This is a genomic window from Rosenbergiella sp. YN46, from assembly GCF_036620675.1.
Classification (GTDB): Bacteria; Pseudomonadota; Gammaproteobacteria; order Enterobacterales; family Enterobacteriaceae; genus Jejubacter.
The window spans coordinates 24,478-45,763 of record NZ_JAZHEE010000010.1; the positions used below are offsets into that span (position 1 = coordinate 24,478).

15 protein-coding genes and 2 tRNA genes are annotated in these 21,286 nt (G+C 59.5%); 13 read left to right on the forward strand and 4 right to left on the reverse strand.

Going from position 1 to position 21,286, the window contains the following annotated elements:
• Positions 1-43: 43 nt before the first annotated feature.
• The 10 genes from lgt to recD all read left to right on the forward strand — a co-directional run bounded on the left by lgt (position 44) and on the right by recD (position 15,497).
• A complete protein-coding gene (lgt, locus tag V3W49_RS10005; protein ID WP_500145204.1) occupies positions 44-916 on the forward strand; it encodes a prolipoprotein diacylglyceryl transferase in 873 nt (290 codons plus the stop codon).
• Positions 917-922: 6 nt separating this feature from the next.
• Entirely contained in the window at positions 923-1,717 is a 795-nt protein-coding gene (gene thyA, locus V3W49_RS10010; protein ID WP_500145205.1) for a thymidylate synthase, read from the forward strand.
• A 189-nt stretch (positions 1,718-1,906) separates the two neighbouring features.
• On the forward strand, positions 1,907-2,368 hold the full coding sequence (locus tag V3W49_RS10015; protein WP_500145206.1) for a prepilin peptidase-dependent protein: 462 nt from the start codon (positions 1,907-1,909) through the stop codon (positions 2,366-2,368).
• The gene (locus tag V3W49_RS10020; protein ID WP_500145207.1) at positions 2,359-2,880 is read left to right on the forward strand and encodes a prepilin peptidase-dependent protein; all 522 of its coding nucleotides are present in this window, start codon (positions 2,359-2,361) and stop codon (positions 2,878-2,880) included. Before V3W49_RS10015 ends, V3W49_RS10020 begins: the two co-directional genes overlap by 10 nt.
• Positions 2,877-3,290 (forward strand): DUF2509 family protein, encoded by a 414-nt coding sequence (locus V3W49_RS10025; RefSeq protein WP_500145208.1) that lies wholly within the window; start codon positions 2,877-2,879, stop codon positions 3,288-3,290. Before V3W49_RS10020 ends, V3W49_RS10025 begins: the two co-directional genes overlap by 4 nt.
• Positions 3,287-3,592: a prepilin-type N-terminal cleavage/methylation domain-containing protein gene (locus V3W49_RS10030; protein ID WP_500145209.1), complete on the forward strand. Its 306-nt coding sequence runs from the start codon at positions 3,287-3,289 to the stop codon at positions 3,590-3,592. The genes V3W49_RS10025 and V3W49_RS10030 overlap by 4 nt, the downstream gene beginning before the upstream one ends.
• 144 nt (positions 3,593-3,736) lie before the next feature.
• Complete coding sequence (recC, locus tag V3W49_RS10035; protein ID WP_500145210.1) at positions 3,737-7,111, forward strand: exodeoxyribonuclease V subunit gamma; 3,375 nt, start codon at positions 3,737-3,739, stop codon at positions 7,109-7,111.
• Between the two features lie 126 nt (positions 7,112-7,237).
• On the forward strand, positions 7,238-10,129 hold the full coding sequence (gene ptrA / locus V3W49_RS10040) for a pitrilysin (RefSeq protein WP_500145211.1): 2,892 nt from the start codon (positions 7,238-7,240) through the stop codon (positions 10,127-10,129).
• Positions 10,126-13,662 (forward strand): exodeoxyribonuclease V subunit beta, encoded by a 3,537-nt coding sequence (gene recB / locus V3W49_RS10045; RefSeq protein WP_500145212.1) that lies wholly within the window; start codon positions 10,126-10,128, stop codon positions 13,660-13,662. Before ptrA ends, recB begins: the two co-directional genes overlap by 4 nt.
• Positions 13,659-15,497: an exodeoxyribonuclease V subunit alpha gene (recD, locus tag V3W49_RS10050; RefSeq protein ID WP_500145213.1), complete on the forward strand. Its 1,839-nt coding sequence runs from the start codon at positions 13,659-13,661 to the stop codon at positions 15,495-15,497. The genes recB and recD overlap by 4 nt, the downstream gene beginning before the upstream one ends.
• On the opposite strand, the gene argA is transcribed toward recD, so the two are convergent.
• Positions 15,494-16,825 (reverse strand): amino-acid N-acetyltransferase, encoded by a 1,332-nt coding sequence (gene argA / locus V3W49_RS10055; RefSeq protein WP_500145214.1) that lies wholly within the window; start codon positions 16,823-16,825, stop codon positions 15,494-15,496. The genes recD and argA overlap by 4 nt on opposite strands.
• A gap of 236 nt (positions 16,826-17,061) precedes the next feature.
• On the opposite strand from argA, the gene amiC reads away from it, so the two are divergent.
• Positions 17,062-18,306: an N-acetylmuramoyl-L-alanine amidase AmiC gene (amiC, locus tag V3W49_RS10060; protein WP_500145215.1), complete on the forward strand. Its 1,245-nt coding sequence runs from the start codon at positions 17,062-17,064 to the stop codon at positions 18,304-18,306.
• Positions 18,307-18,434: 128 nt separating this feature from the next.
• Here the strand turns inward: amiC and V3W49_RS10065 are convergent.
• Both V3W49_RS10065 and V3W49_RS10070 read right to left on the reverse strand, forming a co-directional pair.
• A tRNA-Met gene (locus tag V3W49_RS10065) sits at positions 18,435-18,511 on the reverse strand.
• 35 nt (positions 18,512-18,546) lie between these two features.
• A tRNA-Met gene (locus V3W49_RS10070) sits at positions 18,547-18,623 on the reverse strand.
• Between the two features lie 212 nt (positions 18,624-18,835).
• Between V3W49_RS10070 and mltA the strand changes: the two genes are divergently transcribed.
• The gene (mltA, locus tag V3W49_RS10075) at positions 18,836-19,936 is read left to right on the forward strand and encodes a murein transglycosylase A (protein ID WP_500145216.1); all 1,101 of its coding nucleotides are present in this window, start codon (positions 18,836-18,838) and stop codon (positions 19,934-19,936) included.
• A 92-nt stretch (positions 19,937-20,028) separates the two neighbouring features.
• Positions 20,029-20,838 (forward strand): tRNA cyclic N6-threonylcarbamoyladenosine(37) synthase TcdA, encoded by an 810-nt coding sequence (gene tcdA / locus V3W49_RS10080; protein ID WP_500145217.1) that lies wholly within the window; start codon positions 20,029-20,031, stop codon positions 20,836-20,838.
• Between the two features lie 2 nt (positions 20,839-20,840).
• On the opposite strand, the gene csdE is transcribed toward tcdA, so the two are convergent.
• A complete protein-coding gene (csdE, locus tag V3W49_RS10085) occupies positions 20,841-21,284 on the reverse strand; it encodes a cysteine desulfurase sulfur acceptor subunit CsdE (RefSeq protein WP_500145218.1) in 444 nt (147 codons plus the stop codon).
• Between the last annotated feature and the right edge of the window lie 2 nt (positions 21,285-21,286).

Genomic DNA, 21,286 nt, shown 5'->3' on the forward strand with positions numbered 1-21,286 from the left:
GCCCCTTCCACGCAGGCGGGACAACAATGCTTTGTGGTGACCGATGAATAGTGGCTATCTGCGTTTCCCCGACTTCGATCCGGTAATTTTCTCCGTGGGACCGGTTTCTCTCCACTGGTATGGACTGATGTACCTGGTGGGTTTTGTTTTCGCTATGTGGCTCGCGGTTCGCCGCGCCAGGCGCCCGAACAGCGGCTGGACTCAGAACGAGGTCGAAAATCTGCTGTATGCCGGTTTTGTCGGCGTATTCCTCGGCGGCCGCATCGGCTATGTGCTGTTCTATAATCTGCCGCTGTTCCTGGAAGATCCACTCTATCTGTTCCGGGTATGGGACGGCGGCATGTCGTTCCACGGCGGCCTGATTGGCGTTATCTGCGTTATGCTGATCTTCGCTCGTCGCACCAAACGCACCTTCTTCCAGGTCTCTGATTTTATTGCGCCGCTGATTCCTTTCGGGCTGGGCGCCGGGCGTCTTGGCAACTTTATTAACGGCGAACTCTGGGGCCGCGTCGATCCTAATTTCCGTTTCGCCATGCTGTTCCCCGGCTCGCGTTCGGAGGATATCGGCCTGCTGGCGAGCCATCCGGAATGGCAGCAGCTGTTTAATACCTATGGCGTATTGCCGCGACACCCTTCCCAGCTTTATGAGCTGTTACTGGAAGGCGTTGTGCTGTTCATCATCCTTAACCTGTTTATTCGCAAGCCGCGTCCCACCGGGGCGGTTTCCGGGCTGTTCCTGATAGGCTACGGCGCGTTCCGCATTATTGTGGAGTTCTTTCGCCAGCCGGATGCGCAGTTCACCGGCGCCTGGGTGCAGTACATCAGTATGGGGCAGATCCTTTCTATCCCGATGATTGTGGCCGGTATTGCGATGATGGTCTGGGCGTATCGCCGCCCGCAGCAGCAGACTTCGTGAGGATGTATGAAACAGTATCTTGATTTGATGAAAAAAGTGCTGGAAGAGGGCACGCCTAAGGACGATCGTACCGGCACCGGCACGCTCTCTATTTTCGGCCACCAGATGCGCTTTAATCTGCAGGAAGGCTTTCCGCTGGTCACCACCAAGCGCTGCCATCTGCGCTCCATTGTCCACGAGCTGCTCTGGTTCCTGAATGGCGATACCAACGTTGGTTATCTGCATGACAACAAAGTCACTATCTGGGACGAATGGGCCGATGAGAATGGCGATCTCGGGCCGGTATACGGCAAGCAGTGGCGCGCCTGGGGGGCGCCCAACGGCCAGACTATCGACCAGATCTCCCGGGTGCTGGAGCAGTTGAAAACCTCCCCCGATTCGCGACGGATTATCGTTTCCGCCTGGAACGTCGGCGAACTGGATCAGATGGCGCTGGCGCCCTGTCATGCATTCTTCCAGTTCTATGTGGCGGACGGGCGGCTTTCCTGCCAGCTCTACCAGCGCTCCTGCGATATTTTCCTGGGCCTGCCGTTTAATATCGCCAGCTATGCGCTGCTGGTTCATATGATGGCGCAGCAGTGTGACCTGGAAGTGGGGGATTTCGTCTGGACCGGCGGTGATACCCATCTGTACAGCAATCACCTGGAACAGACCCGCCTGCAGTTGACCCGCGAACCGCGGCCGCTGCCGAAGCTGGTTATCAAACGCAAACCCGATTCGTTGTTTGATTACCGCTTCGAAGATTTTGAGATTGAAGGCTACGATCCTCATCCTGCCATTAAGGCGCCTGTCGCCATCTGATCGCCGGGTATTTCTCGTCGAGAAAACGCCAGCCAGGGATTCCCCGGCAGGCGTTTTTTTTGGCGCGTTTTGCGAAACCGCTTCATGAATGGCTGAACGCGGATGTCGCCGGACAATATTGTTCCGGGCCGTCTCGCAGCCTTTTACTTTGGCGCTGGTGTTTTTGTTCGCCCGGGGCACACTGGCGCTATGAACAAAAAACGAACGGGATTTAGTCTGCCTGAACTGCTGGTGGCCATCTCATTGATCCTGCTACTGAGCGGTACGGCTGTCTATAGCTGGTATGGCTGGCAGCAGCGTCAGCGTTTGTGGCACAGCGCTCAGTTGCTGCGGGCCTGGCTGCAGCTGGTACGCGATGATGCCGGTGCCTTTAATCGCGAGCGGCGGCTGAAAGTGCTGCGCGATGGATCGCGCTGGTGCCTGGTGAGCGACTCCCGGGTCAGCTGCGGGAATGGGAGGCTCAGCTTTTCGGTCCCCTGGGGGGATGTTCGGCTGACCTCAATGACCGGAGAGCCGGGTTTTTTCGGCCTGCGCAATACCGCCTGGCCAGGGCACCTGACCCTGGAAAACGGCGCAGGGCGCTGGCAGGTGGTCGTGTCGGTATGGGGGCGAATTCGGTTGTGCAGACCCGGGGAGGAAAAATGCCGATGATTCAGCGCGGTTTTACGCTGCCGGAACTGCTTATCGCCATAGCGTTGAGTAGTCTGATAGGGCTGGGTGTAACCCGGCTGCTGCCCATGCTCTATCTGACGACGTTAAATGAAGTGCGGCGCCAGTGGCAGCAGGAGGATCTCTGGCGGCTGGCGTTCACCCTGGGTAAGGCGATTCAGCGGGCGGGCTACTGTCGTCGTCAGTGCGCTCAGCCGGGACTATGGCTGACGGAGCAGGGGCGCTGCCTGCGGGTACAGTGGCAGGGCGGCGGCGTCCAGGGGTTTCGCCTGCGCAACAATGCGCTGGAAACGCTGAGCGGCGCGGCCGACTGCGCGGGGAAAAGCTGGGAGAAAATGACGGAACCCGCCCAACTGAAGATTATGGATTTTCGGGTAAGCCGGGTGGGGCGCGGTGAACTGGCGCCGCTGTTTGTGGTGGAACTGGTCGCACAGCCTGCGGGCACCAGCGAGCAACTGGCGGCCAGCTATGCCGTCAGCGGGTTTAACCTGTGAATGGGGTGCGCCGCCAGCGTGGCTCGGCGCTGCTGATGGTGTTGATGACGCTGGCGCTGGGAACGCTGCTGCTGCGGGGGTTGGGTTTGCATTATGGGTTGCGTCGGCCGGGGCTGGCGCTGGAGATTCAGCGGATTCAGGCAAGCAGTGGCGCGCATTCGGCGCTGGCATGGGGGTTGCGACAAATCTGGACTCCTGTCCCGGCGTGGCAGTGTCGTGAAGCGCCAGAACAAGGAAGTGCCTGCCTGCGGGCGATAAAAGACGATGAAGCCGTTTTGATGGGACGGGATCGGACAGGCATGATGCGTTACTGGCAGTGGGTCTCTGTTGCGGCAGGGCAGATTCGGGCACAGCCCAGAGGGTGGTGTGACTTTTGCCCGTTAGCCGAAGAGGAGTGCGAAACGCCATGATGCGACGCCATGCAGGATTCAGCCTGGTAGAAACCCTGGTGGCGCTGGTGCTGTTTAGCCTGGCGCTGAACGGCCTGCTGGGCTGGCAGCGCTCACTGATGCTGGGTCTGCGCGAGCAGCACCAGATGCTGCTACGCTGGCGCGAGGCTGAACGCCTGCTCGAAGTTCAGGCGCCCGCTCCGGCCGTTCATGGCGTGACAAGAGGCGAGACAATGCAGATGGGATGTGTCAGCATCTGGGTTATGATTAGCGGCGCCACGGGCGGCAGTACGCGGCTTTCGCGGCTTCACTGCCCGGGCTAATACGGCCTCTCTTCCCGATTCCGCTTTTGCCTGGCATTAGGCGGCAAACGGGTATCGTCCCGCCCCTCTCCCTGCCAGGGAGAGGGGCGGAGTAAGGGGGAAGGTCGGAGGCGAGAGGCATTTCGACGTTGTGCAGGAGCCTTTATGCTACGGATCTACCACTCTAACCGGCTGGATGTGCTGGAAGAGATTATGGAATTTATTGTGGAACGTCAGCCGCTGGCGGATCCCTTTGAGGCTGAAGTGGTGCTGGTACAAAGCGTTGGTATGGCACAGTGGCTGCAGATGACCCTTGCCGAACGCTTTGGTATTGCCGCTAATATCCGCTTTCCGTTGCCTTCCAGCTTTATCTGGCAGATGTTTGTTCAGGTGCTGCCCGGTATTCCGGAGGAGAGCGCCTTCAGCAAAAGCGCCATGAGCTGGAAGCTGATGAGCCTGCTGCCGTCGCTGCTTGAACAGCCGGAATTTGAGCCTCTGCGCCACTATCTGGCCGAAGATAACGATCGCCGTAAGCTGTTCCAGCTGGCGGGGCGGGTCGCGGATCTGTTTGACCAGTATCTGGTCTATCGCCCGGAGTGGCTGCTCTGCTGGGAGCGCAATGAACGCGTGGAGGGGCTGAGCGCGGTTCAGGACTGGCAGGCACCGCTGTGGCGCGGGCTGGTGACGCTGACCGAAAAGCTCGGACAGGCACCGTGGCATCGCGCTAATCTCTATCGCCGCTTTATTCGTACCCTGGAGGAGAGCGAAAGCTGTCCTCCGGGGTTGCCGCCGCGTATCTTTATCTGCGGTATTTCGGCGCTACCGCCGGTCTACCTCCAGGCATTGCAGGCGTTGGGGCGCCATATCGATGTCCATCTGCTGTTCACCAATCCCTGCCGTTACTACTGGGGAGATATTAAAGACCCCGCTTTCCTGGCCCGACAAATGAGCCGCCGCCGCCGGGTGCATGGCAGCCAGCAGAGCCTGCCGCTATTTCGCGATGCGCAACAGGCTCCCGGGTTGTTTAACGAAGAAGGCGAACAGATGCTGCCTAATCCGCTGCTTGCTTCCTGGGGCAAACTGGGGCGCGACTACAGTTTCCTGCTGTCCGATCTGGAACAGACCGCAGAGATAGACGCTTTCGCCGATCTCCCGTCGGATACCCTGCTGCATCGGTTACAGGCCGATATGCTGACTCTGGAAAATCATGAGGTTGTCGGACTGAACGAGCAGGAATATCAGCGCAGCGATAACAAGCGTCTGCTTGATCCCCGGGATCGTAGCGTGACGATTCATCTTTGTCACAGCGCCCAGCGGGAAGTCGAGGTGCTGCACGATCGTCTGCTGGCGATGATGGCAGCCGATCCTTCTTTGACGCCCCGCGACATTATTGTGATGGTGGCGGATATCGACAGCTATAGCCCTTTTATCCAGGCGGTGTTCGGTAGCGTGAGCGAAGAGCGGCGACTGCCTTTCGCTATCTCTGACCGGCGGGCCAGAGAAGCGCACCCGGCTATCCAGGCCTTTCTGGCGTTACTTGCCCTGCCTGACAGCCGCTTTACCTCTGAAGATGTTCTCTCTCTGCTGGAAGTGCCTGGACTGGCCGCTCGCTTTGATATTGACGAAGAAGGGCTGCGTTATCTGCGCCAGTGGGTTAGCGAATCCGGCGTGCGCTGGGGAATGGATGACGACAACGTCCGGGAGTTCGAACTACCCGCCACCGGGCAGCACACCTGGCGTTTTGGGCTGACGCGTATGTTATTGGGCTACGCCATGTCGAGTAACGCCGGCGAGTGGCAGTCGCTGCTGCCTTATGATGAATCCAGTGGCCTGATAGCCGGCCTGGTGGGACATCTGGCGGATTTGCTGGCACAGCTGAGCGAATGGCGCCATCGGCTGGCGCAGCCACGGGGGCTGGATGAATGGCTGCCGGTCTGTCGCGAGATGCTAAACGCCTTTTTCCTGGCGGATACCGAAACCGAAGCGGCGCTGGCGCTGATTGAGCAACAGTGGCAACTGGTGATTAGCCAGGGGATTGAGGCTGACTATCAGGATGCCGTGCCTCTGACGCTGCTGCGCGACGAGCTGGCGCGGCGGCTTGACCAGGAGCGTATCAGCCAGCGTTTCCTGGCGGGGCCGGTCAACTTCTGTACCCTGATGCCGATGCGTTCTATCCCTTTTAAAGTGGTCTGTCTGCTGGGAATGAATGACGGCGTTTATCCCAGAACGCTTGCGCCGCTGGGCTTTGATCTGATGAGCGAAAAGCCGGTACGCGGCGATCGCAGTCGCCGCGACGATGACCGCTATCTGTTCCTTGAAGCGCTTCTTTCCGCTCAGCAGCAGCTCTATATCAGCTACATTGGCCGTTCAGTGCTGGATAATAGCGAGCGTTTCCCTTCAGTGCTGGTGGATGAACTGGTGAACTATATTGCTCACAGCCACTATCTGCCGGGAGACGAAGCGTGCAACAGCGATGAGAGCGCCCGTCGCGTGAAGGCGCACATCTGCTGGCAGCATCCGCGCACCCCTTTCGACGCGCAAAGTTATCTTCCCGGGGACGAGCGTCAGAGCTATGCCCGGGAGTGGCTGCCCGCGGCCAGTGGGCAGGGAGAGGCTCACGCCGATTTTATTCAACCGCTGCCTGAATCGCCGCTGACCGCGCTCTCCTTTGAGCAACTGCAGCGTTTCTGGCGCCATCCGGTGCGGGCCTTCTTCCAGATGCGCCTGAGGGTGAGTTTCGCCGTGGAAGAGACTGAACTGCCGGATGCCGAACCCTTTACCCTGGATGCCCTGGAGCGTTTTCGGGTCAATCAGCAATTGCTGAATGCGCTGGTACGCCAGGAGGATCCTCAACGCCTTTACCGTCGCTATCGGGCGGCGGGCGAGCTGCCTTACGGTGCCTTTGGTGATATCTGGTGGGAGCAGCAGCTGGAAGAGATGCAACCGCTGGCGCAGCGGGTGGTGGAAGAGCGTCAGCCGGGAGAAAGCAGGGAGATAGACCTGAGGCTTGGTGAAGTACATCTGACCGGCTGGCTGCCGGACACTCAGCCAGACGGCCTGCTGCGCTGGCGCCCTTCGCAGCTTCAGGTAGGGCACGGCATGCAGCTGTGGCTGGAGCATCTGGTGTGGTGCGCCAGCGGTGGCCGTGGGGAAAGCCGCCTGTATGGACGCAATGACAGCCAGTGGCGCTTTTCGGCGCTGGAGCCCGGGCAGGCCCGTGAGCAGTTATGCGAACTGATCGCGGGCTATCAGGAGGGGCTATCACAGCCGCTTATTCTGTTGCCCGCCAGCGGCGGCGCATGGCTAAAGGCCTGTTACGATTCGCATCAGGATATTATCCTGTGGGACGAAGAAACCCAGCGCAGGGCCCGCACAAAGCTGCAACAGACCTGGGAAGGGAACCTGGCGGCGCCGGGGGAAGGCCAGGACATCTGGCTGCAGCGTCTGTGGCGCACGCTGGATAATGCGTACTATGATGCGATAATCCGTGAAGCGCAGCGCTGGCTGTTGCCGCTGTTTCGCTATCATCATGATGCGTGATTGTATAAAAATTGCCCAGAATGGCGAGTTGCTTTATGATGCGCTCGCCGGAAAGGTATAACAATCATCAGGGCCGGATGCCAGTTTGTGATGATATATCAGGAGGTTAGATTGTGAGGTTCGTGAATGCTTAAATGCAGCACCTGGTTTACCACCTTTTTCTTGTTTGTTTTCATTGCCCTTTGGGCACCACTGAGTCAGGCAGACACGGGCTGGCAACCTCTGAAGGAGACAATCCGCAAGAGCGAAAAAGATCCCCGCCAGTATCAGGCTGTTCGTCTTAATAACGGTATGGAAGTGCTGCTGGTATCCGATCCTAAAGCGGTGAAATCGCTGTCGGCGCTGGTGGTGCCGGTGGGATCGCTTCAGGATCCCGATGCGCACCTGGGGCTGGCACACTATCTGGAACATATGATCCTGATGGGGTCAAAAAGGTACCCCAACCCGGACAGCCTTTCCGAATTCCTTAAAATGCACGGCGGTAGCCACAACGCCAGCACGGCGCCTTATCGTACCGCGTTCTACCTGGAAGTGGAAAATGATGCGCTGGCCCCGGCTGTGGACAGGCTGGCGGATGCCATTGCCGAACCTCTGCTTTCACCGGAATATGCCCAGCGCGAACGCAATGCGGTGAATGCTGAATTGACCCTGGCCCGCTCACGGGACGGTATGCGCATGGCGCAGGTCGGCGCCGAAACCATTAACCCGGCGCATCCCGGTTCTCGTTTTTCCGGCGGTAATCTGGAGACGTTGCGCGATAAGCCAGGTAGTCGACTCCAGGAGGCGCTGGTCGCATTTCGCGATCGCTGGTATTCCGCCAATCTGATGAAGGCGGTTATCTACGGTAATAAGCCGCTACCGGAACTGGCTTCGATTGCCGCTAAAACCTATGGGCGGGTGGAAAATCGCCATGCGCAGAAACCTGAGATCGACGTACCCGCCGTTACCGATGCCCAGAAAGGGCTGATTATTCACTACGTGCCTGCGCTGCCGCGTAAGGTGCTGCGCGTCGAGTTCCGTATCGATAACAACAGCGCGCAGTTTCGCAGCAAGAGCGATGAGCTTATCAGTTATCTGATTGGCAACCGCAGCGCCGATACGCTTTCCGACTGGCTGCAAAAGCAGGGGCTGGCTGAAGGGGTAAATGCCAGCGCCGATCCTATGGTGAACGGCAATGGTGGCGTGTTCGCTATCTCCGTCTCTCTGACCGATAAAGGGCTGGCCCAGCGTGACAAGGTGGTGGCGGCCGTCTTCAGCTACCTTAAGCTGTTGCGCGAAAAAGGGGTGGATAAACGCTACTTCGACGAACTGGCGCACGTGCTGGATCTCGACTTCCGCTATCCCACGCTGACCCGGGATATGGACTACGTAGAGTGGCTGGCGGATACCATGCTGCGGGTGCCGATGGCTCACGTGCTGGATGCCTCTAATATCGCCGACCGTTACGATCCCAAAGCCATTGAAGCTCGGCTGGCGATGATGACGCCGCGCAATGCCCGGGTCTGGTATATCAGCCCCGACGAGCCGCACAACAAGACGGCCTACTTTGTGAATGCGCCTTATCAGGTCGATAAAATCACGCCGCAGACCTTTAAGACGTGGCGCGATGAAGGACAGAAAATTCGACTGAGCCTGCCTGCGCTTAATCCTTACATACCGGATGACTTCACGCTGGTTAAGCCGCAGAAAAAATATCCTCATCCGGAGCTTCTGGTGCAGGAGCCCGGGCTACGGGTACTCTATATGCCCAGCGCGTATTTCGCCGATGAGCCCCGGGCCGATCTGACGCTGGTGCTGCGAAATCCGCAGGCAATGGACAGCGCCAGAAACCAGGTGCTGTTCGCCCTGAATGATTATCTGGCGGGGCTGGCGCTTGACGAGCTGGCAGGCCAGGCGGCGGTGGGCGGTATCTCTTTTTCGACCAACGCCAACAGCGGGCTGATGGTGAACGCCAACGGCTATACTCAGCGCTTGCCGCAACTGCTGAGCGAATTGATGAAGGGCTACTTCAGCTATACCCCGACGGAGGAGCAACTGGCGCAGGCGAAGTCCTGGTATACCCGGATGCTGGATTCCGCCGAGAAGGGTAAAGCCTATGAGCAGGCGATTATGCCGGTTCAGATGCTGTCGCAGGTGCCCTATTTCCAGCGCGCCGATCGTCGGGCGCAGCTTAAAGGGATTACCCTGAAGGACGTACTGGCTTATCGTGACAACCTGCGGCGCAATGCCTTGCCGGAGCTACTGGTGCTGGGCAATATGGCGCCCCAGAAGGCTGCCGAACTTGGCCGCCAGCTGCGTGAGCAACTGGGCACCCAGGGGCGCGAGTGGTGCCGTTCCCGGGACGTGCTGGTGGACAAAGCGCGCCGTATCCTGATTGAGAAAGCGGGCAGCAGTACCGACTCGGCGCTGGCGGCGCTGTTTGTGCCGAAGGGGTACAGCGAAGCGACCAGCGGCGCCATGAGCAGCATGCTGGCGCAGATAATCCAGCCCTGGTTCTATAATCAGCTGCGTACCAACGAGCAGCTTGGGTACGCGGTTTTTGCCTTCCCGATGTCGGTAGGGCGCCAGTGGGGGATAGGCTTCCTGTTGCAGAGTAGCGATCGCCAGCCCGCGACTCTGTGGCAGCGCTATGGCGCCTTCTTCCAGGATGTCGAGCAGCGGCTGCGTAAGATGCCTCCCGCCGAATTCGCTCAGATAAAACAGGGGGTCATCAACCAGTTTATGCAGGCGCCCCAGACCCTGAATGAAGAGGCTACGCGCCTGAGCAAGGACTTTGACCGTGGTAATATGGCGTTCGACTCACGTCAGAAGGTGGTGGATGAGATCCGCAAAATCACGCCGCAGCAACTGGCTGATTTTTACCGCCAGGCGGTCATGGAGCGCAGCGGCGTCGCGCTGCTGTCGCAGATCGCCGGCTCTCAGGGGAAAGCGGACTATGCCAGTCCTGAAGGCTGGGAACGCGAATCAGATATTCACAAGCTGCAAAAGACTTTTCCGCTGGTAAGTGATAAACCATGACCGATATCGCCGCGCAGCCCCTTGACCCCTTACGACTACCGCTCACGGGCGAGCGGCTGATTGAGGCTTCAGCGGGCACCGGTAAAACCTACACCATTGCGGCGCTCTATCTGCGCCTGCTGCTTGGGCTGGGAGGGGAATCCGCCTTTCCCCGACAGCTTGGCGTGGAAGAGCTGCTGGTGGTGACCTTCACCGAAGCGGCCACCGCCGAACTGCGTGGCCGCATCCGCGCCCGTATTCACGATTTGCGCATCGCCTGCGTGCGTGGCGAAAGCGACGATCCCCTGCTGAGCCGTCTGCTGGCGGAGATAGCCGATCCCGCCCGGGCGGCCGACATTCTGCGATTTGCCGAGCGTCAGATGGATGAGGCCTCTGTCTTTACTATCCACGGTTTTTGCCAGCGTATGCTGAGCCTGAACGCTTTTGAGTCGGGCATGCTGTTTGAACAGCAACTGCTGGAAGACGAAAGCGAGCTGCGCCAGCTGGCGTGCGCCGATTTCTGGCGTCGTCACTGTTATCCGCTATCAAGGCCGGTGGCCCAGGCCATCAGCGCTCAGTGGTCTGGCCCACAGGCGCTGCTGCGCGATATCGACAGCTGGCTACAGGGTGAGGCGCCACAGCTTAAACGTCCGCCTCAGGATAACGAAACCCTTGAACAGCGTCACCAGCGCAATCTGGCACGAATCGACGCCGTCAAGGCGCAGTGGCGGGCGGCCGCCCCTGAACTGGCGACGCTTATCGGCGACTCGGGCGTGGATAAGCGCAGCTACAGTAGCCGTTATCTTCCAGCCTGGCTGGAGAGCGTGGGGGAGTGGGCCTGTCAGGATACTCACGGCTACAGCCTGCCGAAGGATTTAGAAAGATTTAGCCAACGGGTTCTGATTGATAAAACCAAAAAGGGCGAGCCGCCGCGCCACCCGCTGTTCAGCGCCATTGAAGCGCTGCTGGATGAGCCGCCGGGCCTGCGCGATCTGGTGATAGCCCGGGCGCTGGCGGAAATCCGTCAGAGCGTGGCGCGTGAAAAGCAGCGTCGGGGCGAACTGGGCTTCGATGATATGTTGAGCCGTCTGGATGCCGCCCTGAGCCAGCCGGGGGGGGATGCGCTGGCGGAGGCCATTCGTCGCCGCTTTCCGGTGGCGATGATCGATGAGTTTCAGGATACTGACCCCCAGCAGTATCGCATCTTCCGGCGTATCTGGCTGGGGCAGCAGGAAACCGGGATGCTGCTGATAGGCGACCCCAAGCAGGCTATCTACGCATTTCGCGGCGCGGATATTTTTACCTATATGCGCGCGCGCTCCGAGGTGAGCGCCCACTATACTCTGGATACCAACTGGCGCTCGTCGCCGGGAATGGTAGACAGCGTAAACCGTCTGTTCGCTCATCAGGATACCCCTTTTCTGTTCCGCCAGATTCCGTTTCAGCCGGTGAATGCGGCGCCGCCCAACGGCCAGATGCGCTTTACCCTGAATGGCGAGGTCAGTCCGGCGCTGTCCGTCTGGCTGCCGCCGGGCGATGGATGTGGAGTAAGCGATTACCAACAGGCCATGGCCCGTCAGTGTGCGATGCAGATTCGCGACTGGCTGACGGCGGGGCAAGAAGGTGCCGCGTTGCTGTGGCGCGGGGAGCGTTCGCGCCCGGTGGAGGCCCGGGACATTACCGTGCTGGTGCGCTCTCGTTCCGAAGCCGCCATCGTTCGCGAAGCGCTGGCAGCCCTGAATATCCCTTCGGTTTACCTTTCAAATCGCGATAGCGTGTTCGCTACCCCGGAAGCTCGCGAGCTGCACTGGCTGTTGCAGGCGGTACTGGCGCCAGGCCAGGAGAGCGCCCTGCGTAGCGCCATGGCCACCAGCATTCTGGGGCTGGATGCTGCCGCCATCGATGCCATGAATCAGGATGAACGGGCCTGGGATACACTGGTAGAGGAGTTTGACGAATACCGTCAGATCTGGATGCGGCGTGGAGTGATGCCGATGATCCGCACTATGATGGCAAAGCGCGGGCTGGCGGAAAATCTGCTGGCCTCTCCCGGCGGTGAGCGGCGCCTGACCGACCTGCTGCACCTGAGCGAACTGCTGCAGGAGACTTCGGCCCGACTTGACAGCGAGCATGCGCTGGTACGCTGGCTGGCCCAGAATATTGAGGCGCCGGATAATAACGCCGCCAGCCAGCAGCTACGGCTGGAAAGCGATCGCCATCTGGTGCAGATTGTCACCATCCATAAATCGAAAGGGCTGGAGTATTCGCTGGTCTGGCTACCCTTCATCGCCTCTTTTCGTCCCCAGAAACAGGCGCTGTGGCACGATCGCGAAAGCTTCCAGACTCTGCTTTCCCTGAATGACGATAAACAGGGGCTGGAACTGGCGGAAGAGGAGCGCCTGGCAGAAGATTTGCGCCTGCTGTATGTGGCGCTGACCCGGGCCATCTGGCACTGTAGCGTTGGCATTGCGCCACTCTATCTGCGCGGGAGAGCGAAGAAAGGGGATACCGATCTACACCTTAGCGCTATTGGCTGGCTGATCCAGCGCGGGGCGCCCTGCGACGCGGCGGGATTGCGTCAGGCGCTGGAAGCCCTGTGCGGTGGCGATATTCAGCTTAGGGAACTGATGCCGGACGATGGCCGACCATGGCAGCCTCCTGCGCCCGAAGCGCGCGAACTGGCGGCGAGGGTCGCTACCGGCGCAATAGGCGATCCCTGGCGAGTGACCAGTTATTCCGGGCTGACGCGTCACGGCGGCGGCGTCGCTCAGGATCTGATGCCGCGGCTGGATATCGATGCTGCGGGCGGCGCGGAACAGAATGGTGAGCCTGCGTTGACGGCGCATAGCTTTCCGCGTGGCGCCGCACCCGGCACTTTTCTGCATGGGTTGTTTGAACAACTGGAATTTACTCAACCGCTGGATCCGCAGTGGCTGCGGGAACAGCTACAGCTTGGCGGATACGACGAGGCGTGGCTGCCTGTGCTGGCGCCCTGGCTGACACAGATTCTGGCCACGCCGCTCAGTAATGACGGAGCCTGCCTGAACCAGCTTCCCGCAGGCGAACGCCAGGTGGAGCTGGAGTTTTATCTGCCGATTAGCGCTACCCTGACGCCCGACAGGCTGGATGCGCTGGCTCATCGCTACGATCCGCTGTCGGCGCGTTGCCCCGAACTGCAATTTCGGCAGATTCGCGGCATGCTTAAAGGTTTTATCGACCTGGTGTTCCGCTGGCGCGGGCGCTATTACCTGCTGGATTATAAATCGAACTGGCTGGGGGAGGGCAGCGAAGCCTACACCCGGGAAGCGATGGAAAAAGCGATGTGCGAACACCGCTACGATCTGCAGTATCAGCTCTACAGCCTGGCGCTGCACCGCTATCTGCGCCATCGCCTGGCAGATTATGATTATGAGCGCCACTTTGGCGGAGTTATCTATCTGTTTCTGCGCGGCGTGGAGCCAGGCAATCCGCAGCAGGGTATCTTCACCACCCGGCCGGATCCGGCGCTGGTGGCAGGGCTGGATGCGCTCTTTTCCGGGCAGGAGGAATCATGACGTTGCAGTCGTTGTTCGATCAGGCGGTAGCCCTGAAGCTGCTGCGTCCGCTGGATGCCCGTTTCGCGCTGACTCTGGTGGGGGACGACACGGCGGCAACGCTGGCGGCGGCGCTGCTAAGTCGCGATGCGGGGGAAGGGCATGTCTGTTTGCCGCTTTCCCGGCTGCGGCCGAATCTCTGCTTCGAAGACCGCTATGAGTCGCTGGCGCAGGCGCTGTTTGCCGCGGTAGGCAATCCTGCCGACTGGCGCCAGGCGCTGCTGGCTTCTGCGGCGGTCAGTGAAGGCGATGCGGCTACGCCCCTGAAGCTGGTGGGCGATCGCCTCTATCTGAACCGGATGTGGCAGGATGAGCAGGCGGTGGCGCGCTTCTTTCATAGCGGGAACCGGGTGGTGCCTCAGGATGCCTCGCAGCTACGCGCCGTGCTGGACGAGTTGTTCGGCGACGCCACACAGGAGACTGACTGGCAAAAAGTCGCCGCCGCGGTGGCGCTCACCCGGCGGATGGCGGTGATATCCGGCGGCCCCGGCACAGGTAAAACCACCACGGTGGCGAAACTGCTGGTGGCGCTGATTCGGCTGGAAGAACACCAGCGGCCGCGTATCCGGCTGGCGGCCCCGACCGGTAAAGCGGCGGCGCGTTTGACCGAGTCGCTCGGGAGCGCCCTGCGTCAGCTGGCGCTGACGCAGGAACAGAAAGCGCTGCTGCCGGAAGAAGCCTGTACCCTACATCGGCTATTGGGCGCTCAGCCCGGTAGCCAGCGACTGCGCTATCATGCCGATAACCCGCTGCATCTGGATGTGCTGGTCGTGGACGAGGCCTCGATGGTGGATTTGCCGATGATGGCGCGTCTGGTAGCGGCGCTGCCGCACCATGCCAGAGTGATTTTCCTGGGCGACCGCGATCAGTTGGCTTCGGTGGAGGCCGGTGCGGTACTTGGCGATATTTGCCACTTTATCGGCGACGGCTACAGTGCCGATCGGGCCAGGGAGCTGACGCAGCTGACCGGTTGTCCGGTTCCCGGTAGTGAACGGTCGGGGGCCGAAGCGCTGCGTGACAGCCTGTGCCTGCTGCGTAAAAGCTATCGCTTTAAAGCCGATGCCGGCATCGGGCGCCTGGCCGCTGCGGTTAACCGCAGTGATAAAGCGGCGGCGCGCGGCGTTCTGGGGGAAGGTTTTGACGATGTCGCTTTCTGGCCGCTGGGCAACCTGGAGGAGTACGCGCAGATGCTGGCTGGCGCCCGGGAAGGCTATGCCCGCTATCTTTCGCTACTCGGGGATGCCGATGCCGCACCGGAACGGTTGCTGGAGGCATTTAGTGAATATCGTCTGCTGTGCGCGCTGCGCGAGGGGCCTTTCGGCGTGCGCGGTCTGAATGAACGCCTGGAGCAGGTGCTAATGCGGCGCGGCGTGTTACAACGTACGCAGAGTGGCTCGCGTTGGTATCACGGGCGACCGGTGATGATCTCCCGTAACGACAGCGCGCTGGAGTTGTTTAACGGCGATATCGGTATTGCGCTTGAGGGCGATGAGGGGCTGCGGGTCTGGTTCCCGATGTCGGACGGCAGCGTGAAGTCGGTTCAGCCCAGTCGTCTGCCGGCCCATGAGACCGCGTGGGCGATGACGGTGCATAAGTCTCAGGGCTCGGAGTTCGAGCACGCGGCGCTGGTGCTGCCGTCGCGTTTTGTGCCGCTGGTGAGCCGGGAGCTGGTCTATACCGCCATTACCCGGGCAAAGAAGCGGTTAACTATCTGGGGGCGGGACAGCGTACTGGAGCAGGCCATTATCACCGGTACCGAACGGCGTAGTGGCCTGCCCGAGCTGTTTGCTGGTTAAGTAAGCTCCGCCATTAACACTTTGGAGCGGCGCTGGTAGTTGTACATCTGCTTTTTGCTTTCCGGTAACAGTTCAACGTCCACCGGAATGAAGCCACGCTCCTGGAACCAGTGGATGCTGTGGGTGGTCAGTACGAACAGCCGGTTTAGCCCCATCTGCCGCGCCTGAGTGGCGATGCGCTTCAGCAGTTCTTCACCGCGCGATGAGCTACGGTAATCCGGATGAACCGCCACGCAGGCCATTTCCCCAATCTGCTCTTCCGGGAACGGGTAGAGGGCGGCGCAGGCGATAGTCAGATTATCGCGCTGGACGATGGTGAATTTATCTATCTCCATCTCCAGCTGTTCGCGGGAGCGGCGCACCAGAATGCCCTGCTGTTCCAGCGGGCGAATCAGTTCCAGAATACCGCCAATATCGTTGATGGTTGCGCGCCGTACCTGTTCAGCGCTTTCCATCACGATCTGCGTGCCTATACCGTCCCGGGAGAACAGCTCCTGCAGCAGCGCGCCGTCTTCCCGGTAGCTTATCAGATGGCAGCGTCGCACCCCGCTGCGGCAGGCCTTCAGGGCGCCACGCAGAAATCGCACGGTGCCGGAATGATAGTCGCCTTTCGCTTCCATCTCTTCAACCCGAACCTGAGCCTCATTGGGGAAGAGTTCAGACAGAATACCGCCTTCGCCGTTGCTGACCCCCTGGGAGGAGCAGAAACCGATCATCTTTTCGGCTTTCAGTTTTACCGCCACCTGAGTGGCTATCTCTTCCGAGGTCAGGTTAAAGCTTTCGCCGGTTACCGAAACGGCGACTGGCCCCATTACCACGATAGCGCCGCTGTCGAGCTGGCGGTGAATGCTGTCGGCGTCGATGCGGCGGATACGCCCGCTGTGGCAGTAATCCACGCCGTCGTCCACCCCCAGCGGCTGGGCGGTAATAAAGTTGCCGCTGACCACGTTAATATGGGCGCCCTGTAGCGGCGTATTGTTAAGACTCATCGACAGCCGGGCGGTGATCTCCAGTTGCAGCAAGCCTGCCGCCTGTTTAACCAGTTCCAGCGCCCTGGCGTCTGTCACCCGGGTATGCTTGTGGTAAACCGGTTCACAGTGGTGAGCAGCCAGATTCGCGTCGATCTGTGGGCGGGCACCATAGACCACCACCAGTCGAATCCCCAGACTGTGAAGAAGTCCTATGTCGTTAACAATACTGGAAAAATTTTCATGCTCGATGGCTTCGCCGCCCAGCATAATGACAAATGTTTTCCCGCGATGGGCATTTATCCAGGGGACGGAATGACGAAAACCCTGCACCAGTTCTGTCTTGCGCTCCTTTACCACGGCACAACCCTCAGTGAATTATTATTCGCAATAAGTGTATTTTTATTCTTTTATTGGGATGGGCGCAAGCGGAAATTTAGCGCTTTTTTGCGCAATGGCTGTGCAGAATTCCCTGATTGTAACCACATGTTTACCCTTTTATAGATGACACCCGGTTGCGGTTTCGCTAAAGTTTTCGGTTCGGATTTTTGCTCTATCGTGTCAGATTGTGTTTATTGTTTTGGCCTGGGAGAATCATGTCGGAAGAGAGTTCAATCAGTCGCCGCCGGTTGCTGCAGGGGGCGGGGGCGATGTGGTTGCTCAGCGTGAGTCCGCTGGGTTTTGCTGCCACCAGTCAGGTTATCGCGGTTCGCGTATGGCCAGCGTCGACTTATACTCGCGTCACCATTGAGTCCAATCGCGAGTTGAAATACCGCCAGTTCGCGCTGAGCAATCCAGAGCGCGTGGTAGTGGATATCGAAAATGTTCATCTTAATTCGGTACTGAAAAAACTGGGCAACCTGGTGCGCGCGGACGATCCCTATATTAAGTCGGCGCGAGTGGGGCAGTTCGACCCGCAAACGGTACGGCTGGTATTTGAGCTTAAGCAGGATGTAGCGCCGCATATGTTTGCGCTGGCGCCGGTGGCCGAGTTCAAAGAGCGCCTGGTGATGGATCTCTATCCGGCCAGGGGGAATCCTGAGCAGGATCCCCTGCTGGCGCTGCTTGAAGATTACAACAAGGGCGACCTGGATAAAGCTACGCCGGATCAGGGGCCGAAGCCAGGCAGAGCGGGGCACGACCGTCCGATTGTGATTATGATAGATCCCGGCCACGGCGGCGAGGATCCTGGCGCTACCGGGAAACACCGCACCCACGAAAAAGATGTGGTACTGCAGATTGGGCGTCGGCTGAATAAGCTGATTGCTAAAGAGCCTAATATGAAGGCCTATATGACCCGTAACGAAGATGTCTTTATTCCGCTGCGGGTTCGGGTGGCCAAAGCCCGTAAGCAGCGCGCCGATCTGTTCGTTTCCATCCACGCCGACGCCTTTAACGATCGCTCGGCTCACGGTTCATCGGTCTATGCGCTTTCGACCAAAGGCGCGACCAGTACTGCCGCCAGATACCTGGCCCAGACCCAGAACGCCGCCGACCTGATCGGTGGCGTCAGTAAGAGCGGCGACCGTTACCTGGATCACACCATGTTCGATATGGTGCAGTCGCTGACTATCAACGACAGCCTGAAATTTGGTAAGGAAGTATTAACCCGACTGGGTAACGTTAACCGCCTGCATAAAGGGCGGGTTGAACAGGCGGGCTTTGCGGTACTGAAGGCGCCGGATATACCATCGATTCTGGTGGAAACCGCCTTTATCAGTAACGTTCAGGAAGAGCGTAAATTGCGTACCGCCGCATTCCAGCAGAAAGTGGCGGAATCAATACTGGCGGGGATTAAAGCTTACTTCGCTGACGATGCGCGGATGGCGCGGCGCGGCTAACTGAGAAATCCGCTGAATACACCAGACCGGCCACGTGCCGGTTTTTTCTTTGTGAAGCGGGAAGCCAGGAAATTTGTGGATTTCGGCGGACAAAAACAAAAAAACACCCAAAAGGGTGCCTTAATCGTTGGTTGCGGGGGCCGGATTTGAACCGACGACCTTCGGGTTATGAGCCCGACGAGCTACCAGGCTGCTCCACCCCGCGTCCGTCTTACTACTTCTGATTGTGACTTCTTGTATTGGTTGCGGGGGCCGGATTTGAACCGACGACCTTCGGGTTATGAGCCCGACGAGCTACCAGGCTGCTCCACCCCGCGTCCGATGGGTGCGCAATATACTCCCCTGAGATTTTGTTGCAACCCTTTTTTAAATAAATCGCGGATTTAGCCGACGACCGTTGAAATATCCCGCAACAAGGGCGTTTTTTGACCATTTTACATTTTGAAGGGCCGGGCGCGTTTCAATCCCCCGGAGCCTTTGGTATCTTGCTCTGCGGGCATCCGGCATAACTGATATGAAGAGAAGATGAATGAAAGGACGTTGGGCCAATAAGATTCTGACGGGGGCCATGCTGGTGTTGCTGGCCGCCTGTTCCTCGAAACCGACTGACCGCGGTCAGCAATATAGCGATGGTAAGTTCACACAGCCGTTTTCGCTGGTGAATCAGCCGGATGCCGTTGGCGCGCCGATTAACGCTGGTGATTTTGCCCGCCAGGTAAGTGAGATCCGCAACGCTTCGCCGCGCCTGTTCGGCAGTCAGAGTGACGTTTACGGCGCCGTTGAGCAGTGGCTGCGCGCCGGCGGTGATACCCGCACCCTGAGCCAGTATGGCATTGATGCCTGGCAGATGCAGGGGGCGGACAGCTACGGCAACGTGCAGTTTACCGGTTATTACACGCCGGTCATCGAGGCCCGACACACCCGTCAGGGCGAGTTTCAGTATCCCATTTACCGGATGCCGCCGAAACGTGGACGCCTGCCTTCGCGCGCGGCTATTTACAGCGGCGCGTTGAGCGACAGCTACGTGCTGGCCTGGAGCAACTCGCTTATCGATAACTTTATTATGGATGTGCAGGGCAGTGGCTATATTGATTTTGGCGACGGTAGCCCGCTCACCTTTTTTGGCTATGCCGGCAAGAACGGCCACGCCTATCGCAGCATCGGTAAGGTGCTTATCGATCGCGGTGAAGTGAAGCGCGAAGATATGTCGATGCAGGCGATTCGCCACTGGGCGCAAACGCACAGCGAAGCAGAGGTGCGCGAACTGCTGGAGCAGAACCCGTCATTTGTCTTCTTTAAGCCTGAAACCTTCGCGCCGGTGAAAGGGGCTGCTGCGGTACCGCTGATCGGCCGCGCTTCGGTCGCATCCGATCGCAGCATTGTGCCCACAGGTACCACCCTGCTGATGGAAGTACCGCTGCTGGACGATAAGGGCAAGTTTAACGGTCAGTATGAGATGCGCGTGATGGTGGCGCTGGATGTGGGCGGTGCGATTAAAGGCCAGCATTTTGACATTTATCAGGGCATCGGCCCGGACGCCGGGCACCGTGCGGGATGGTATAATCACTATGGTCGCGTCTGGGTGCTGAAGTCTGCGCCCGGCGCCGGGCACACGTTATTTAACGGCTAATTCATACCGTTCCCTCTCTCCTCAGGGGAGAGGGCCAGGGGGAGGGGCAAATCCCGCTCCTCACCCCCTTCTATTTCTGAGGTTTCTAAATCATGGCAACAGTAGTAACCGATGCCTGGCAACAGCGCTTTGGCGGCACGGCTCGCTTATATGGACGCGATGCCCTGACGCTTTTCGCCAACGCGCATATTTGCGTAGTGGGGATTGGCGGCGTCGGGAGCTGGGCGGCGGAAGCGCTGGCGCGTACCGGCATCGGCGCTATCACGCTTATCGATATGGATGATGTCTGTGTAACCAACACCAACCGCCAGATTCACGCCTTGCTCGGAACCGTCGGTCAGGCGAAAGGCGAGGTGATGGCAGAGCGCATCCGCGCTATCAACCCCGAGTGCCGGGTCACTGTGGTGGATGATTTCGTTACGCCGGATAACGTGGCGCAGCTGCTTGATCAGGGCTTCAGCTATGTAATTGATGCTATCGATAGCGTCAGGCCAAAGGCGGCGTTGATCGCCTGGTGCCGGCGTAACAAGGTGCCGCTGGTCACTACTGGCGGTGCGGGCGGACAGATCGACCCGACCCAGATTCAGGTGGCCGACCTGGCGAAGACCATTCAGGATCCGCTGGCGGCGAAGCTGCGGGAACGCCTGAAGCACGACTTCGGCGTGGTGAAGAACAGCAAAGGCAAGCTGGGGGTGGATTGCGTTTTTTCTACCGAGGCGCTGGTTTATCCTCAGCCAGATGGTTCGGTGTGCGCCGCGAAAAGTTCCGCTGAAGGGCCGAAGCGAATGGACTGCGCTTCCGGCTTCGGCGCAGCGACCATGGTGACCGCCAGCTTTGGCTTTGTGGCGGTCTCCCACGCGCTAAAGAAGCTGATGGCGAAAGCGGCGCGCGAACGCGCCTGATTTCAGGCTTCGAGGGCGGCCTGGCGCACAGCCTGCGCCAGCGCCGCCAGCCCCTGACTGCGCGAGGCGCTTAACTGGGCGCTGAGCCCCAGCTCATCGAACAGCGCCAGGGGATCTTCCTGACCCAGCGCTGCGGCCGTTTTTCCTTCAATCGCGGTCAGCATTACGGCTAACAGACCGCGAACGATCCGCCCTTCGCTATCGCCATAAAAGTGCAACCGGCCATCCGCCAGCCGGCGGTGACCAAGCCACACGCGGTTTTCGCAACCAGCTATCTCAATCTCCGGGCTTTTCAGGGCTTCCGGCAGGGCGGGAAGCTGTTTGCCCAGCAGGATTAGCTGGCGATACTTATCTTCCCACTGGCGCAGCGGTTTGAAGGTTTGACGCAGGCTGTCTGCGGTAATCACGGCGCCAAAAGGGTGGCCGACCAGTTCCGGGCTTGTCATCG